Genomic DNA, 16,164 nt, shown 5'->3' on the forward strand with positions numbered 1-16,164 from the left:
CTTCAAGGAGGACAATTGAATGTTAGTTATAAATGAGAAGGAAATTCAACAATCATATGGAATGAAAGACGCAATAGCGGATGTAAAGGCGGTATTGCATGCACATGGTGCTAGAAAAATAGACAACCCTCATCGCACAGTACTTGCTTTCCCTCAACACGAGGCATCAGCACTTTACATGCCAAGTGCTGATCTATCTGAAGAAGTTTCTGCAGTCAAAGTCGTTACCATTTTCCCGAAGAATCCTTCAAGGGGGATGGCAACAACACAAGGAGTCATCTTGCTGTCAGATGCAGAAAATGGCGAACATTTAGCATTGTTGAATGCCTCCTATTTAACACGTCTCAGAACGGGGGCACTGAGCGGCATTGCCACAGACTTTCTTGCTCGTAAAGACGCCCGGGTTCTTACGATCATCGGAACGGGAGCTATGGGATTTGAACAAGCACTTGGTGTGTTGGCCGTAAGGGACATTGAACGTATTTTATTAGTGAATCGCACACGAGAGAAAGCGGAGAAATTCGGTGAAAGGCTACGCGCATTCGGAGTGACCGTTCCTTTTGAGGTTTACGAAGATGTTTCAGCAGCTGTTCGTCAAGCAGATATTATTTGCTGTGCAACCCGCTCGAACGAGCCTGTATTTAATGGGCAGGATGTAAAGCCGGGCACGCACATTAACGGAGTCGGGTCTTATTTGCCGGATATGAAAGAAGTAGATCATACCACGATTTCACGCGCCGCTAAAATTATCGTCGACGATTTGGCGGGCGTGAAGGATGAAGCAGGAGAACTCATGCATGCAGCCAATCAAGGAAATTGGTCGTTTAATGATATTCACGGGGAGCTTTATGAGCTTGTAATGCTGACCAAAACAGGCAGGGAAAATGAAGAGGAAATTACCTTCTTTAAATCGGTCGGTGCTGCATACTTTGACCTCGCTGTCGCAAAAGGCGTTTACCGCCAATCGAAAGAACGGAACATCGGGATGGAGATTGAGGTATAACAGAAGCCCATGCATGTTGTTATACCTGAATGTAATAGCAATTAAAAAAAGAGACCCTTCTTTCGGAAGGGTCTTTTGAATAATCCTTATCTTTCACAAGCGATTCAGTCTATATCACGATCGCTATTTTTATTGGCATCATATAGTGCCTTTGAAACATGGGTCTTGTATATCATTCAGTATCCATCTTGAAAAAAACGGATCATTTTCTATCTGTGTTGCTGTGTCGATTTAGTTTTCATGCAGAGTTGATTGGAGCGGGTGTGCGAGACTCCTGCGGGAAAAGCGCGTCCAAGGGAGACCCCACAGGCGCCAAGAGCGCCGAGGAGGCTCCCGGACCGCTCGCGCCTGCAGTGGAATGAAACGATCAAAGTACGCCCCCTATAATGCGGAAGATTGACTTAATTCATTCATGATCCACTTGTTTCTGCTTCAGCTACCTTTTTGACACGTTCTATAAATTCAACGACCACTTTTTCGGTGGCAAATAATAAAAGTAATTTCAAAAACCACTTTAACGGGCGACTGGTGACTGTATATGTAAAGGAAGTTCTATTGTCATTGATTTTATTTAGTTCATAGAAAGCTGTAATTTCAAACATTTTAGCAAGTATAAAGCCCACTTTTAGCTTTTTCTCATTCGTTTCATTCAAATATTCCAATGTTTCTATATCATACTCTTCGGTTCGTTTTCCTTCTCGATACTTTTGGCGATATACACTTCCAACCTTTTCTTCGGTTATTTTAACGGGCTTGTGTTCAACTACTTGAGGCATGATTTTTTGCATATTTTCTACAGAACCATCAAAAAACTTCCAGACTTGTTCAATCGGAGCGTTAATTTCTATGTCTCTTGTCCATTTTTTCAATGTATTCACCTCTACCTTCATTATATTTCCTTTATTTTGTAAAACCAAATTTACAGCTGATAATTCGTTAAATAAGTTTCACTTCTCACCTTGATACAATAAATAACTCTTTTTTTGAATCTACATGTCTTTCTGTAAAAAAATTACTTTATTATGATTCTCTTTTTTAGTGTTATTCTTGTATAATAAACGAAACGGTTACTTTTTCAGGAGAATCCTATGAATTTTACTTATATTAATCAAAACATATTAGATAACCTCTTTTATATCTTGCTAAGTATTTTAATTTATTTCATTTTATTAGATCATGGCAAAAGGTTAAGTCAGTATGGCAAGACCCTTATTACTGCATGCATGAGCATTCCTATCATATTGTGTATGAAGTTTCCTATTTATATAGATGAATATTGTGTCCACGATCTCAGGCAAATTCCTTTTATAATAGGGACACTTTATGGTGGTTGGCCTGTAGGGGCTGCTCTGTTTGTCATCATATTAACTTTTAGGTTTGCTTTTTATGGTTTCAATTTCCTTACATTGATTGTTTATATCGTTATTTTTATTATAACGGCACTATTTTCTTCCAAATTTAAAAATTTCAATCGAAAAAATAAGCTAAATGGCTCCATACTATTAATTTTGTTTCTCGGAATACTGACCAGCTTTATTTCACTCGGTATGTCTGATTATTTTCGAATAACGGAGGCGTATCTATTTTACTTTATCATCCTCCCTCCTTTCATTATCGCTATAGCTGTATATATAATGGAAATTTTAAAAGATGCCATTTTAATCCGAACACAAATGATAAGGCTTGAAAAAATGGAGGTAGTCAGTCAGCTTGCAGCCAGTATTTCACATGAAGTTAGAAATCCATTAACAGTTGTGAAAGGATTTGTTCAACTGCTAAAGGCTCCTGATTTAACACAAGAAGTGAAAGAACAATATATACAGCACGTCGTTAGAGAACTTGATAGTGCAGAATCCATTATTAGTGAATATTTAGCGTTTGCAAAACCTGCAATTGAAAAAGTGGATACTATTTCAATTAACCGTGAAATAGGTTATGTACTTGAAATGATAAAACCATTGGCCAGCATGAATTTAGTTACCATTTCTGAAAAGTTGACTCCAGGCATTACCAGGGGGAATGTTCAACATTTCAAGCAATGCTTCATGAACCTGATTAAAAATGGTATAGAGGCAATGCCGGACGGCGGGGAACTTAGTATTGTTTCCTATATAAATAATTTCGATATCATTATCGAAATAAGTGACAATGGAATAGGCATGAGCAAGGAACAAATAAATCGTTTTGGTGAACCTTATTACAGTTCCAAGGAAAAAGGGACAGGGTTGGGATCAATGGTAGCTGTCAAGACCATCCAAACGATGAATGGCACACTTCATATAACAAGCCTTTTGAATAAGGGAACAACGATTTCAGTAACACTTCCCGTTTATCAAGAAGGTTATTAAAAAAGCCCGCCATTATCGGCCGACTTTCAAACTGTAGACAAACTCGATGAAAATTCAGTTTGCCTGCAGTTTTTTATTTAATAAGTTCAGTCGATTTCAGAAATCCGCTCCCTTTCCGCCGACTGTCTGCCAAGCCTCCTCACCGCAAGCGGCTGTGGGGTCTTGGCTAGCCAGTTATTCGGCAGGAGTGTCGCAAATTTCTTCAATCCAATTAGGATTACAGTAAAAAACGATAAAAACCGGAGAACTTTATTTGCCCAGCTGCACTGTCTTGGGCCATTGACGCAGTTTATCGATCTAAACCACATAGTATTCGGCCTTCACTCACTATTCGGACTCTGAACCTCTTTTATATTCAAACAGAAGTCCGCCATTTACAGCGGACTTTTAGTTTGTAGACAAAAGGGGTTCTATCTAAATTTTAAAAACAAAGTTGATTGGAACGGAGGGTGCGAGACTCCTGCGGGAAAAGCTAGTCCAAGGGAGACCCCACAGGCGCAAAAGCGACGAGGAGGCTCCCGGACCGCCCGCGGAAAGCGAGTGCCTGGAGTGGAAATCAACGTTTAAATTGTACAAACCCTTATAAAGCTGTAGACAAACTCGATGAAAACTCAGTTTGCCTATTTAATAAGTTCAGTTGATTTCAGAAATCCAATTAGGATTACAGTAAAAACGATAAAAACCGGAGCACTTTATTCGACCAACTGCACTGTCATGGGCCATTGCCGTTCACCCATAGTATTCAACCTTCACTCTATTCGGACTCTGAACCTCTTTTATATTCAAACAGAAGTCCGCCATTTACAGCGGACTTTTAGTTTGTGACAAAAGGGGTTCTATCTAAATTTTAAAAACAAAGTTGATTGGAACGGAAGGTACGAGACTCCTGCGGGAAAAGCGAGTCCAAGGGAGACCCCACAGGCGCAAAAGCGACGAGGAGGCTCCCGGACCGCCCGCGGAAAGCGAGTGCCTGGAGTGGAAATCAACGTTTAAATTGTACAAACCCTTATAAAGCTGTAGACAAACTCGATGAAAACTCAGTTTGCCTATTTAATAAGTTCAGTTGATTTCAGAAATCCAATTAGGATTACAGTAAAAACGATAAAAACCGGAGCACTTTATTCGACCAACTGCACTGTCATGGGCCATTGCCGTTCACCCATAGTATTCAACCTTCACTCTATTCGGACTCTGAACCTCTTTTATATTCAAACAGAAGTCCGCCATTTACAGCGGACTTTTAGTTTGTGACAAAAGGGGTTCTATCTAAATTTTAAAAACAAAGTTGATTGGAACGGAAGGTACGAGACTCCTGCGGGAAAAGCGAGTCCAAGGGAGACCCCACAGGCGCAAAAGCGACGAGGAGGCTCCCGGACCGCCCGCGGAAAGCGAGTGCCTGGAGTGGAAATCAACGTTTAAATTGTACAAACCCTTATAAAGCTGTAGACAAACTCGATGAATATTCAGTTTGCCTTGCAGTTTTTTATTTAATAAGTTCAGTCGATTTCAGAAATCCGCTCCCTTTCCGCTGACTGTCTGCCAAGCCTCCTAACCGCAAGCGGCTGTGGGGTCTTGGCTAGCCAGTTATTCGGCAGGAGTGTCGCAAATTTCTTCAATCCAATTAGGATTACAGTAAAAAACGATAAAAACCGGAGAACTTTATTCGCCCAGCTGCACTGTCTTGGTCCATTGACGCAGTTTATCGATCTAAACCACATAGTATTCGGCCGTTCACCCATAGTATTCGACCTTCACTCACTATTCGGACTCTGAACCTCTTTTATATTCAAACAGAAGTCCGCCATTATCGGCGGACTTTTAGTTTGTAGACAAAAGGGGTTCTATCTAAATTTAAAAAACAAAGTTGATTAGAACGGAAGGTACGAGACTCCTGCGGGAAAAGCGAGTCCAAGGGAGACCCCACAGGCGCAAAAGCGACGAGGAGGCTCCCGGACCGCCCGCGGAAAGCGAGTGCCTGGAGTGGAAATCAACGGGCAAAGTTTAAAAAACTAAAAAATTGTAGAATGCTGTCATTATTTACTTTTTCTGTTCAAGGCATTGATAAACCGCCATCATATCTCGTTTGTTCAGCTCACGAATCCGGGCGAAGATGGGGATATTGGCAACAACCTCGGTACGTTCACTTTCAGCCACAACATCGCCTACTTTCCCTGTCAGCCAGGTCTGGACGTCGATGTCTTCGACGATTGCTTTACGCCCTTCATCATTGATGCCACTGGCATGACAACTCACACACGGTATCGTTAATTTATATACACCGTCATGGAGATTATCTTCTGAAATGACTTTCTTTCCATTACAGAATGGGCATTTATGACTTGCTTTGATTTTATTGATTTGGGTCACGATTTTTTTGTAGCCAAATGTTTCATAGACATAGGTTAGTTTTTTGTATTTGCCATTGGTGAAGTATTTATCAATAATGGTTTCTCTTGTTTCGTTAATATCGGCAAAGTCACAGATGGTGATCTGGTTTTTGTTGCTGATTGCTTCGAGATTGCCTTTGATGCTGCCCCAGAATGGCAGGGTATTTTGCAAGACCACTTCATAGCCTTTGAGGCTTGCCAGTTCCAGTTCGAGCATTTTCAACGCTGCTTTTATTTCCCGAGGAAGGAATGAGACATCATCCGTAAGTGCGATATCGCCGCCTACAATTGCTTTTAGTTTTTCCAGTTCTGGCAGCTTCCCGACAATTTTGATGACTTCATCAATTGGTTTTTGGATGATCTCGCGAATGTCTGTATCACCAAATGTCAGTTCTTTATGATGGTTCAGGATCGTTCCTTGACAGACTGGGCAGGCGATCATCTCTTTTGATGCTTTCATCTGCTCTTTAATGATCGATTTCGATATGAATATATAACGTCCAATGATGAAATTGAAGCCTTCCCAAATTCTTGATGCCTTGCCCGCTTTATCATAGAAGGACTTTTCCCAATATCCATATAAGAAGGTTTGCTTTTCTGCATCTGTCATCTCATTATAGCTTTTACTGATGTCGTGACCGAGTTCATTCTTGATTTCATCAAACAGGAATTGCAGTTTTGAATGTTGATAGTATTTTAATACTTCCATCACGTCCGGATGTAATAAGCCATCCCAGAATGGCACGTTTTTGTCTTGAATGACGACATCAAAGTCAAATTTTTCAATGACCCGGCGGCCCGAACAGCTTGGACAATGGTTTTCTGCAGAATAGAAATCAAAGCTTCTTGTATCTTTATTGGTCGGATGTGCAGCGACTAGATGGTTGATCATTCCGCCCACTTCATAAAGAAACGTATATTGACTGTACAAATGCCGTTCAAGATCGATGGCGATCACAGGTGCGATCGTGTCGGACTCGTATTCACCATAAATCACACGAGCGATTGGTGATAAGCTTTTTAATATGCCGCCCTTATAGACGTTCTCTGCCTTTTTGAAATAGTCCAGATGATTTTCCTGTAAATAATTGATGCCATTTTTTGACCGAAGTGTGGAAGAGATATGCAATGGTTCCGCTCGATCTCCACTGTCTTTGTGACGATAATGCTCATCATGACTGACAACGTCAAGATGTTGGACAGGTGCAAGCTGTCTTTTACCAAAATCAACGATATAATCCGAACTTTCCAGCATATAACCATTATGTTCAATCATGATGATGGAGACCGATTCATCCTCGAGGATGACCCTGACACTATCGATGAATTGGTTTAAAATGTTTTGCGATAGCCCTTTTGAAGGCTCGTCAAAAATGAACAGCGTGTGTGGGTTTCTTGTCTTTGCGAACAGCTCGGAAACTAAGTGGACACATTGAAATTCACCTGTCGATAGTGTTTGTGTTTTTCTTTCTAACGTTAAATAACCAAGCCCAAGTTTGATCAATAAGCTCAAGCGTTTATGGGCGATGTCTTCCTTTGGCAATTCTTCGATGATATCTTCGATCGAACGCAGAAAAACATCATCAATTTCATCACTGTATTTCGTGAGTTTCTTTTTAATATCAAGAAACGTCGCAACGGTTGATCGACTTGTAATAGATTTGTTTCGGTCCTGCCCGACCATGACCAGCTTATCCTTTGGATACCGCTTCTGAAAATCCTTGGAGATACATTCATTGACAAGTGTAGATTTACCGCATCCCGACTCACCCGTAAAGGTAACGAGCCTATTCTTGGGAATCCGGATTTCTTCCATTTGAATATTACGGCAGTAAAGATCCTCAAATTGATAGTATTCCGTTGGTGCCGCTTCATTTCGTTCCCAGCTGATTGGTTTGGGACGCGGTGATTCCTCAACGATTTTCCCGCCATATTTCCCGCTGCCAGGTCCAAAGAACAATTGTTCATCCGTGCTATCTAACACCGTGTCTGAATGGTCGATGAGCCAAATTTGATTTTTAAAACCTAATTGCTCAATCTGTTCCAAAATTTTCAATAGTGTTTGATGATCAAGACCGACGGAGATTTCATCAATGATGATTACGGAATTTTCACTTGTTGCCATGAATTCGGCCAAATACATCCGGGTCAATTCTCCCCCTGACACTGTCCCCATAATACGGTTCAAGCCTAAATAGCCAATATTCATATTGATTATATTTTGGAGAATATGTTGTTTAGCTTCACTAATATGTAATGTCTCTGCAAGTGAAAGGATGGTTTCAATGCTTAAGTTGTTGATATCGGAAATAGTATGCGGGCGATCTAATAATTCAATGGTATATTGCTCGACGTCTTGATTGTAGCGTTTCCCCTCACACTTAGGACACTCGACATTTTTCGTCGTACCGCGTCCTTTACAGCTGGGACACCAGCCTAAGGCATTATTAAAGGAAAAAACTTCCGGAGAAAGATTGAATTTTTCAGCAAGACAAACACGAATCTCTTTAAACACACCAGTATGTGTGCCAATGGTTGAACGGGGATTGGCTGAAATGGATGATTTGCCGAGAAAAAGGACCAGCGGCATTTCTTCCATCTTGATTGCGCTGAAGTTGGTTTCCATAATATTAGGAAATAAATATTGATATTCAGACTTCGGCAATAAGGAAACGAGACGCTTCTTGGATTCTTCCCCAATGGTTTGACAAAAAGTCGTTTTCCCGGAACCGGATAACCCAGCAATTCCTAATGATTGATCGTCTGGTAGCGCTGCATCCAAATGGTTTATATTATTCGCTATTAACCGATTTATTTTCATTTGTAACTCCCCTCCATTTTATTAAGCTCAGTCTTTCATATTAGCACAGCGACAAATGTATTTGGTGTTTTTTTAAAAGGCAGCCTCCTGACACTCTTTCACATTTCACTGCTTCAGAAACGGATGATTCATCGACAAAAACTTTATAGATTATGGCTCTTTTCGTAAAGATTGTTGTTTTTAAAACGAAACGATTTAAGGTTGATTGGAGTGGAAGTGCGAGACTCCTGCGGGAGCAGCGGGACAGGTGAGACCCCACAGGCGTTTACGCCGAGGAGGCTCACCGCCCGCCCCGCGGAAAGCGAGCATCTGGAGGGGAAATCAACCACACCACATTACTTGGTAAATGGCAAAAAAGTATGCGAAAACAGCCTAGATTATAAAAGCCCCTCTCGTCTAAGAGAAGGGCATTCTTTATGAAGTATGACCATATTTTTTCCCAATGCGCTTATTTTGTATTGGACTTTTTTGCCTTGTTTTCAAGATCGCTTTTTGGCTCAGTGGAGAATTCCACATCTTTTCCGTGTCCCTGCGGGTTAACACTTGGTGCAATGCGACCTCTTCCTGTCTTTTTACTCATTTCCTTCACCTCCAAGTATATTATGTCCGAACTGTTATAAATTAAAAACGAGGTGGGTTTCTATAAAGATCACCCCAATAAAAAACCTGCATAGAAACAAAGTCTACACAGGTTTCAAAACAGCTGTTTGTTGGAAGGACCTACTTTAAAGCACGGGTGTAATTTATTGTATCTTTGTTCTGAGGAATATCGGGATTTTCTTTCCCGTCAGGCTGTACCGCTCTTCCTGTATTTCCACTATAGCCTTCTTCCATGGGTCCTGGATAATGATAATGGCCATCATTAACTGGTTCAACCGTTGATGCACCAGTCACATGACTTTCTCCAGCTTCCGCCTGATCAAGTCTTACGGATCTGTTTTCTTTCTCGTTAGTCAATTCATCTCCTCCTTTTCTAAAGATTCTTTTATAGTATTTGATAAAAGAACAATAAAATGAAAGGAGAAGAAAGGAAACGTTAATCTGTCAGAAGGAAACGCTTCGTTGCATCGTTTTGCAAGAAAGGACTGGCTTCGCCAACCGTATATATTTGCAGGTTATGCATAGCCCTGGTACATGCGGTGTAGAACAATCTTCGCAGGCTCTCATCACCATATGTCTGCATAGATGCATCATAAATGATGACAGCATCGAATTCGATGCCCTTGGCCAAATAAGCCGGAATGACAACAACCCCCTGTTCATATTCATTTGTGCCTTTCTGTACGAGTTTAAATTCACCGTGGATACTAAGGGCATCGTATGCAGCGGCACTTTCGGCAGCGGATTTACAGATTATTGCGATGGTATTATATTCACGACTTTGAAAGTCTTTGACTTTAGCCACGATTTTGCGGTGCAATTCATCACGGCTGGACACTTGAGTCAGTACTGGCTTCTCGCCTTCACGTTCGAATGCCTTAATTCGATGGCCTTCAGGAACTAGTTCACGTGTGAATTCAATAATCTGCTTTGTGGATCTATAGCTTTGATCCAAGGTTATACTCTCGGTTTCAGTTACTCCGTATAAACTGGCAAGAGTCTGGAAATCCACCCGTTCGCTGGCATGTGCAAATATTGCCTGGTTAAAGTCACCGAGCACGGTCATCCTTGCAGAAGGAAACAACCGTTTCAAAAACTCGAATTGAAATGGAGAATAATCCTGCGCTTCGTCTACAAGCACGTATTTTATTGAGGTATTCGTTTGAAATCCTACAATTAGCTCCTTCAGCAGCAAAAATGGGGTCGCGTCTTCGTAATACAGTTTACCTTCGTCCAGCATTTTTTGCGTTGATAAACATATTTCCCTTTCGACAGGTGTTTCACCCTCATTCCACAGTTCATTCTGTATTTGTTCGTCAAAGAGCTGCTTGTATATTTGCTTAATATTGATGAAATGAAGTGCTTTTACCCGTTTGCGTAATGTCTTCAATTTCTTGCGAACAATCATACGCGCGAGCATTTTATGCTCTTTCTCATAATCGTCAAAGGAATCTTCAGTATGGCCGCGTTTTTTCTCCAATTGGTTGTATACCTTTTGATAGTCTTCTTTGCTAAGGTACTCGATTTCCTCCTGGACCCAAGGTTTTTTCAACTCAGACTTTTCCGTTTCATCAAGCATCTCACATAACCACTCTTTCAACTTTTCAACCCTATTGTGAAAACGTAAGGTGGTGTCCGTGTTATAAAATCTTTCCGAGATTTGTTTGGCGGAGACGAGCGTTTCCCCGCGGAACTTTAACCCTCTAAAGATCATTCCAGATCGTTCTAGTGATTGCCTGTATGTTTTGATGATCTCAAAGAAACGAATCGATGCCTTAAATTGGATACTCGCTGTCCTGGTGCTATAGGAAGGATCATCCGCTGCAGTCAACAAAAATTCCAATTGCTCATAAGGGTCCTCAACTTGAAATGAGTCAGTCAGACGATGATCCAAGTATTCCTGGAATGTTACCTGCTGCATATTCTCTTCGCCAAGTTCGGGCAACACATTGGATACGTAGTTATTAAACATGGAGTTAGGAGAGAATAAAATGATTTGGTCGGCTTTTAGCCATTCCCGATTCTTGTAGAGCAAGTATGCGATCCGTTGGAGGGCAGCTGATGTCTTACCGCTGCCGGCAGCACCTTGAACAATGAGCAGACGTCCGCAATCGTTCCGGATGATCCTATTTTGTTCCCGTTGAATGGTGGCCACAATACTGTGCATATGCTTATCTGTTCCTTTGCCAAGCACCTGCTGCAGTATCTCATCCCCAATGGTGAGACTCGTATCGAACATTGATTCGATAACGCCTCCTTTGATGATATATTGCCACTTTTTCTCCAACATCCCAGAAATCATGCCCCCGGGAGTAGAGTATTGTACGGGGCCGGGAGGAAAGTCATAATAAACACTCGAAATCGGGGCCCTCCAATCGTAGACAATGAAATTTTCTCCTGTTGCATCAGTAAGAGTGGAGGTCCCTATATAAATATGTTCGGTAAGGGCAGATCCTTCTTCAGTGATATCGATCCGGCCGAAATAAGGTACTTCCTGCATGCGGCGCAGTGTAGATAACCTCTTGTAGGAATATCTATGTGCGCCTTCCCTTTCTGACAAGGCTTGAGCCTGTTGCCTTAAGCCAATGATGGTCTCGAGGTAATCATCAAAAGTATCCATATTAACCTTGAGGTCATCCCAAAAATGTTTACGGATATTAACAACTTCTTTTCTGCGCTGTGAAGTTTCTCCATCAATTTTGCCGATTTGTTTCGTTATTGTTTCGATCACCTCATCCAAACGTTCTTGCTCCTGCCGAATTTCATCGTTCATATCAGACACTCCTTCAAAAAATAAAAATAGGGGTTGACTAGAGGTGAGTTTTACCTTACACTTATAGTAAGGGGTAAACTGTTATATTATATTTATAAATGTGTTTCTATATTAATTTATCACATTTTCAGGACTATATCAATGTATATTACACAACAGTTGCCGTAATGAATCGTCATTTTAAACTCTAATTTAACATGTATATCCATAACCAGTTGAGCAGTGGCTTGACTGGTTATTTTTATGACTATTTGAAAAAATGCTCCGCTAGTCCTGCCTTATATAACGGCAACACCCACATCAACGGTTGATTCGTCGTTTCGATGATATGTGATTCCTATTGTCTTGACTTCATTTTGTTTGTTAGATAATGTTTAGAATAAAACTTTTTGCAGGAGAATTTATCATGAAAAAATATAAAACATGTCAGAGCTGTGGAATGCCGCTATCTAAAGATGAATTAGGTGGAGGAACTGAAAAAGATGGTAGTAAAAGCACTAAATATTGCAGTCATTGTTATATGAATGGTGAATTCACTCAAAAGATTACTGCGATGGAAATGCAAAAATTTGTTCAAAATCATATGATCAAAAATATGAAAATGCCTAAATTTATTGCTAAGTTCTTTACTAGGGGCATCCCGAAGTTAGAGCGATGGAAATAATCAACTACTAGAGAACGAAAAGTACAAAACTCCTTTAGGAAAAGCGTATCCAAGGGAAACGTATGCCTGGAGTGGAAGTCTATAGTAACAATTTCGTCTACAGCCAGAAGCCCTCCTTTATAGTGAGGGCTTCTATTTTTAAAACAAAGGTGATTGGAACGTAAGGTACGAGACTCCTGCGGGAATAGTGCGTCCAAGGGAGACCCCGCAGGCCTGCCGAGGAGGCTCCCGGACCACCCGCGGAAAGCGAGTGCCTGAAGTGGAAGTCTATAGTAACAATTTCGTCTACAGCTTGAAGCCCTCCTTTATAGTGAGGGCTTATATTTTTTTAAAAAAGGTGATTGGAACGTAAGGTACGAGACTCCTGCGGGAATAGTGCGTCCAAGGGAGACCCCGCAGGCCTGCCGAGGAGGCTCCCGGACCACCCGCGGAAAGCGAGTGCCTGGAGTGGAAATCTATAGTAACAAATTCGTCTACAGCCAGAAGCCCTCCTTTATAGTGAAGGCTTCTAATTTTAAAACAAAGGTGATTAGAACGTAAGGACGAGACTCCTGCGGGAATAGTGCGTCCAAGGGAGACCCCGCAGGCCTGCCGAGGAGGCTCCCGGACCACCCGCGGAAAGCGAGTGCCTGGAGTGGAAATCTATAGTAACAAATTCGCCTACAGCCAGAAGCCCTCCTTTATAGTGAGGGCTTCTAATTTTAAAACAAAGGTGATTGGAACGTAAGGTACGAGACTCCTGCGGGAATAGTGCGTCCAAGGGAGACCCCGCAGGCCTGCCGAGGAGGCTCCCGGACCACCCGCGGAAAGCGAGTGCCTGGAGTGGAAATCTATAGTAACAAATTCGCCTACAGCCAGAAGCCCTCCTTTATAGTGAGGGCTTGTTTGTTTTATTGAATAATACGAAATCAAAAAATGGATAGCCCCAAATAAGGCTATCCATCTTAATTTATAAATGCTGTTTAAGAAATCACTTCACCTTTACTCCAGCTTTAATCAAGGTAGGCGGAGTTTCTCCCTGTATTCCGGCTACAAGGTTGGTTGCTGCCAACATCGCCATTTTCAGGCGGGTTTCATATGTTGCGGAACCGATATGAGGCAAAGTGACGACATTCTTCATGGAAAGCAACGGATTGTCTTCCTGGACGGGCTCTTGTACAAAGACATCCAGTCCTGCCGCGTGAATTTCACCGTTTTTTAGCGCAGTGATCAAGGCTTCCTCATCCACTGTTTTCCCTCTAGAACAATTGATGAAGATGGCAGTCTCTTTCATAAGCTTGAATTCTTTTTCCCCCATCATCTTTTCAGTTTGGGGAGTCAGCGGTGTCATCAAACAGACAAAATCAGATTGCTTTAACAGATCTTCCAGAGAACAGTATGTAGCTCCATATTTTTGTTCTGCTTCTTCGTTTCTAGATCTATTGTGATATAGGATGTTCATATCGAATCCAAAACGGGCCCTTTTTGAAACGGCAGAACCTATTCCGCCCATCCCGATAATCCCTAATACTTTATGATGGACGTCCAACCCAAATGATTTTTCTCCGAAATTCGATGTCCATTGCCCTGACTTTACCATTTGATCCATCTCCGGCATTCTTCTCGCCGTGGACAGCATCAAGCCCATAATCGTATCTGCGACTGTCTCATTCAATACCTCTGGAGTGTTCGTGGCCATGATTCCTCGATTGGACAACTCGGTTATATCCAAATTGTCGTAACCAACTGACGAATTACAGACGATTTTTAAGTGCGGTGCTTGATCCAGTAAAGTTTTATCCACTTTTAATCCTGAACCTAATATGCCTTTTGCGTTCTTCAGCTCTTGAAGGAATTCAGGATAATTTCGTGAGTCAAGACCTTCAAAATAAACGACATCACAAGTCTCTCGAACATAATCCAACACTTCTTGAGCCACTTTCTTATAGATGATTACTTTCGGTTTCATCATTAGTACCCTCACTTCCAATAAAGTAGGACCCCATCGGGATCAAATGCAGACACATATATTTTGAAATACCTCTACCTATAATCTACCATTATTTAAAAAAAGGTTGTAGCTAATTGAATGGCGGACCAAATCGCTAAAATGGAAGCTAAAGATAGAATGATATTTTCGAACCAATTGTTTTTATATTTTCCCATCAAGCTCTTTTTATTTGATAGCACCAGCATCCCAATAGCGATAATAGGAAAACCGATGATGTTTATTGCATTTACTCCGATTGTCAAAGCGATGAAACCAGGCATGCCGGGAATGGACCAAATGATTGGGGTAACCAATACAAAAATCATAATCCATTTATACATTGGATCTTTTTCATATTTACCATTGTACTTTTCGCGACGATCCTTATTTATTACATAAAAGGCATCTACTATCAATCTAGGAAAACCAGTTGACTTCCCTACTACACTCGCGAACAATACGCCAAATACACCAAGATAGAAAATGTACCAGCCAAATTGTCCTAACGACATTTGTAATGCCATTGCCAAGTCATCAATCGTTTCCACATGAATTCCATTCGGTTTTAAAATTTCTGCCCCGACCACCCAAATGGCCAAATTAATCACGATGCAAACTCCGATGGCAAAAAGCAAATCATTTCTTTGAACCTTTACATGACTCGGTTTCGTCCATCCCTTTTCCTTCATGAAATATGGATGAACAAAGTTCGAAATCGATCCTGCCACTGCACCGATAATTGAAATCGCCACCAATAATGCTCCATGAACGCCAGTATCACTTGGAATGCTAAAACCAACTGTTCCCTTAATGATTTGCCCCGCATCCGGTGTTGCTTGAATGGCCAGGAACAAGAAGGCAATGGTCAATAACGCCAAAAGCACTTTCATGACACTTTCAATTCTATTATAAATATTCCTGCCAATAAGCATAAAAACTAATCCTACAACGACCATTGAAGCTAAGAATGGCTGGTTAACATGGAATAGGGTCGATAATACCTCTCCCGCTCCCTTAATCATATATGCATTAAAAAGATGACCCATTATTAGTGCATAACCAAACATGAAGTAACCGAAGAATGGGTGGATACGTCCATATCCTTCAAGTATAGTTAACCCCTCTGTGTTACAGAGCTGGAACCTGGCGATAACATTAACGATAAGAAAACGAAGGATTAATGACAGAGCTAAAATCCACATTAAGCTATATCCATAATCTGCCCCGGCAACCGATGAAGTTACCAGATCCCCGGCTCCAAGCCACGTTAACACGGCAAGAATCCCAGGACCATAAGATGTTTTGAACTTCGTGATGAAATTCGGCTTCTTACTTACGACCTCCGGAACAATCACAGTGGATTCAGCAAAGTTTGATTGATTTTTCAAGTTATTCACTCCATTCCAGCGAGTAATGTATTCGCTTTCATTTTTTTCTAAAGCATTCATACTTTGATAACTCTAGATATACAGATTTTGAAATTATGACAAGACCTTATACCGAATTGACATAAAGTGTACACTGCAGTATGTTGTCATGCTTCATGATGAAGTGAATCAGCTTGAAAAGCTCCCCTTCCATTTGATTGAATGTTTTGAC

12 protein-coding genes and 1 pseudogene are annotated in these 16,164 nt (G+C 41.2%); 3 read left to right on the forward strand and 10 right to left on the reverse strand.

The genetic code is table 11. From position 1 onward, the window contains the following. Window positions 1–19 precede the first annotated feature (19 nt). The gene (locus JNUCC41_RS03430) at window positions 20–1,003 is read left to right on the forward strand and encodes an ornithine cyclodeaminase family protein (protein ID WP_192206385.1); all 984 of its coding nucleotides are present in this window, start codon (window positions 20–22) and stop codon (window positions 1,001–1,003) included. A 104-nt stretch (window positions 1,004–1,107) separates the two neighbouring features. Here the strand turns inward: JNUCC41_RS03430 and JNUCC41_RS26615 are convergent. Both JNUCC41_RS26615 and JNUCC41_RS03435 read right to left on the reverse strand, forming a co-directional pair. Further along, window positions 1,108–1,173 (reverse strand): annotated as a pseudogene (locus JNUCC41_RS26615) (excalibur calcium-binding domain-containing protein); the annotation flags it as partial. A 240-nt stretch (window positions 1,174–1,413) separates the two neighbouring features. Beyond that, window positions 1,414–1,872: an SRPBCC family protein gene (locus JNUCC41_RS03435; RefSeq protein ID WP_192206386.1), complete on the reverse strand. Its 459-nt coding sequence runs from the start codon at window positions 1,870–1,872 to the stop codon at window positions 1,414–1,416. 219 nt (window positions 1,873–2,091) lie between these two features. Between JNUCC41_RS03435 and JNUCC41_RS03440 the strand changes: the two genes are divergently transcribed. Next, window positions 2,092–3,351 carry an ATP-binding protein gene (locus JNUCC41_RS03440; RefSeq protein WP_192206387.1) on the forward strand — a complete coding sequence of 420 codons (1,260 nt, stop codon included), beginning with the start codon at window positions 2,092–2,094 and terminating at the stop codon, window positions 3,349–3,351. Window positions 3,352–3,437: 86 nt separating this feature from the next. Here JNUCC41_RS03440 and JNUCC41_RS03445 read toward each other — a convergent pair whose 3' ends face one another. The 6 genes from JNUCC41_RS03445 to helD form a co-directional block, all read right to left on the reverse strand. Further along, window positions 3,438–3,659 (reverse strand): hypothetical protein, encoded by a 222-nt coding sequence (locus JNUCC41_RS03445; protein ID WP_192206388.1) that lies wholly within the window; start codon window positions 3,657–3,659, stop codon window positions 3,438–3,440. Window positions 3,660–4,847: 1,188 nt separating this feature from the next. Beyond that, window positions 4,848–5,090 (reverse strand): hypothetical protein, encoded by a 243-nt coding sequence (locus JNUCC41_RS03450; RefSeq protein ID WP_192206389.1) that lies wholly within the window; start codon window positions 5,088–5,090, stop codon window positions 4,848–4,850. A 298-nt stretch (window positions 5,091–5,388) separates the two neighbouring features. After that, complete coding sequence (locus JNUCC41_RS03455; protein ID WP_192206390.1) at window positions 5,389–8,559, reverse strand: ATP-binding cassette domain-containing protein; 3,171 nt, start codon at window positions 8,557–8,559, stop codon at window positions 5,389–5,391. 448 nt (window positions 8,560–9,007) lie between these two features. Then, on the reverse strand, window positions 9,008–9,139 hold the full coding sequence (gene sspL / locus JNUCC41_RS03460) for a small, acid-soluble spore protein L (protein ID WP_034304091.1): 132 nt from the start codon (window positions 9,137–9,139) through the stop codon (window positions 9,008–9,010). 140 nt (window positions 9,140–9,279) lie between these two features. Then, complete coding sequence (locus JNUCC41_RS03465; RefSeq protein WP_192206391.1) at window positions 9,280–9,516, reverse strand: hypothetical protein; 237 nt, start codon at window positions 9,514–9,516, stop codon at window positions 9,280–9,282. Window positions 9,517–9,595: 79 nt separating this feature from the next. Then, window positions 9,596–11,932, reverse strand: coding sequence for an RNA polymerase recycling motor HelD (helD, locus tag JNUCC41_RS03470; RefSeq protein ID WP_192206392.1), 2,337 nt, complete (start codon window positions 11,930–11,932; stop codon window positions 9,596–9,598). Between the two features lie 406 nt (window positions 11,933–12,338). On the opposite strand from helD, the gene JNUCC41_RS03475 reads away from it, so the two are divergent. Then, on the forward strand, window positions 12,339–12,596 hold the full coding sequence (locus JNUCC41_RS03475) for a zinc ribbon domain-containing protein (RefSeq protein WP_192206393.1): 258 nt from the start codon (window positions 12,339–12,341) through the stop codon (window positions 12,594–12,596). Between the two features lie 970 nt (window positions 12,597–13,566). On the opposite strand, the gene JNUCC41_RS03480 is transcribed toward JNUCC41_RS03475, so the two are convergent. Continuing rightward, window positions 13,567–14,544: a 2-hydroxyacid dehydrogenase gene (locus JNUCC41_RS03480; RefSeq protein WP_192208021.1), complete on the reverse strand. Its 978-nt coding sequence runs from the start codon at window positions 14,542–14,544 to the stop codon at window positions 13,567–13,569. Window positions 14,545–14,639: 95 nt separating this feature from the next. Further along, window positions 14,640–16,013 (reverse strand): Nramp family divalent metal transporter, encoded by a 1,374-nt coding sequence (locus JNUCC41_RS03485; protein WP_192206394.1) that lies wholly within the window; start codon window positions 16,011–16,013, stop codon window positions 14,640–14,642. Window positions 16,014–16,164 lie beyond the last annotated feature (151 nt).

Origin of the sequence: Brevibacillus sp. JNUCC-41, from assembly GCF_014844095.1 — a bacterium.
In the GTDB taxonomy this organism is placed as follows: Bacteria; Bacillota; Bacilli; order Bacillales; family DSM-1321; genus Peribacillus; species Peribacillus aracenensis.

Excerpts from the sequence above, each read along its gene's own strand:
- JNUCC41_RS03430 (WP_192206385.1), top strand. The coding sequence starts at position 20 with ATGTTAGTTATAAATGAGAAGGAAATTCAACAATCATATGGAATGAAA.
- JNUCC41_RS03440 (WP_192206387.1), top strand. The coding sequence starts at position 2,092 with ATGAATTTTACTTATATTAATCAAAACATATTAGATAACCTCTTTTAT.
- JNUCC41_RS03445 (WP_192206388.1), bottom strand. The coding sequence starts at position 3,659 with ATGTGGTTTAGATCGATAAACTGCGTCAATGGCCCAAGACAGTGCAGC.
- JNUCC41_RS03450 (WP_192206389.1), bottom strand. The coding sequence starts at position 5,090 with ATGGGTGAACGGCCGAATACTATGTGGTTTAGATCGATAAACTGCGTC.
- JNUCC41_RS03455 (WP_192206390.1), bottom strand. The coding sequence starts at position 8,559 with ATGAAAATAAATCGGTTAATAGCGAATAATATAAACCATTTGGATGCA.
- sspL (WP_034304091.1), bottom strand. The coding sequence starts at position 9,139 with ATGAGTAAAAAGACAGGAAGAGGTCGCATTGCACCAAGTGTTAACCCG.
- helD (WP_192206392.1), bottom strand. The coding sequence starts at position 11,932 with ATGAACGATGAAATTCGGCAGGAGCAAGAACGTTTGGATGAGGTGATC.
- JNUCC41_RS03475 (WP_192206393.1), top strand. The coding sequence starts at position 12,339 with ATGAAAAAATATAAAACATGTCAGAGCTGTGGAATGCCGCTATCTAAA.
- JNUCC41_RS03480 (WP_192208021.1), bottom strand. The coding sequence starts at position 14,544 with ATGAAACCGAAAGTAATCATCTATAAGAAAGTGGCTCAAGAAGTGTTG.
- JNUCC41_RS03485 (WP_192206394.1), bottom strand. The coding sequence starts at position 16,013 with ATGAATGCTTTAGAAAAAAATGAAAGCGAATACATTACTCGCTGGAAT.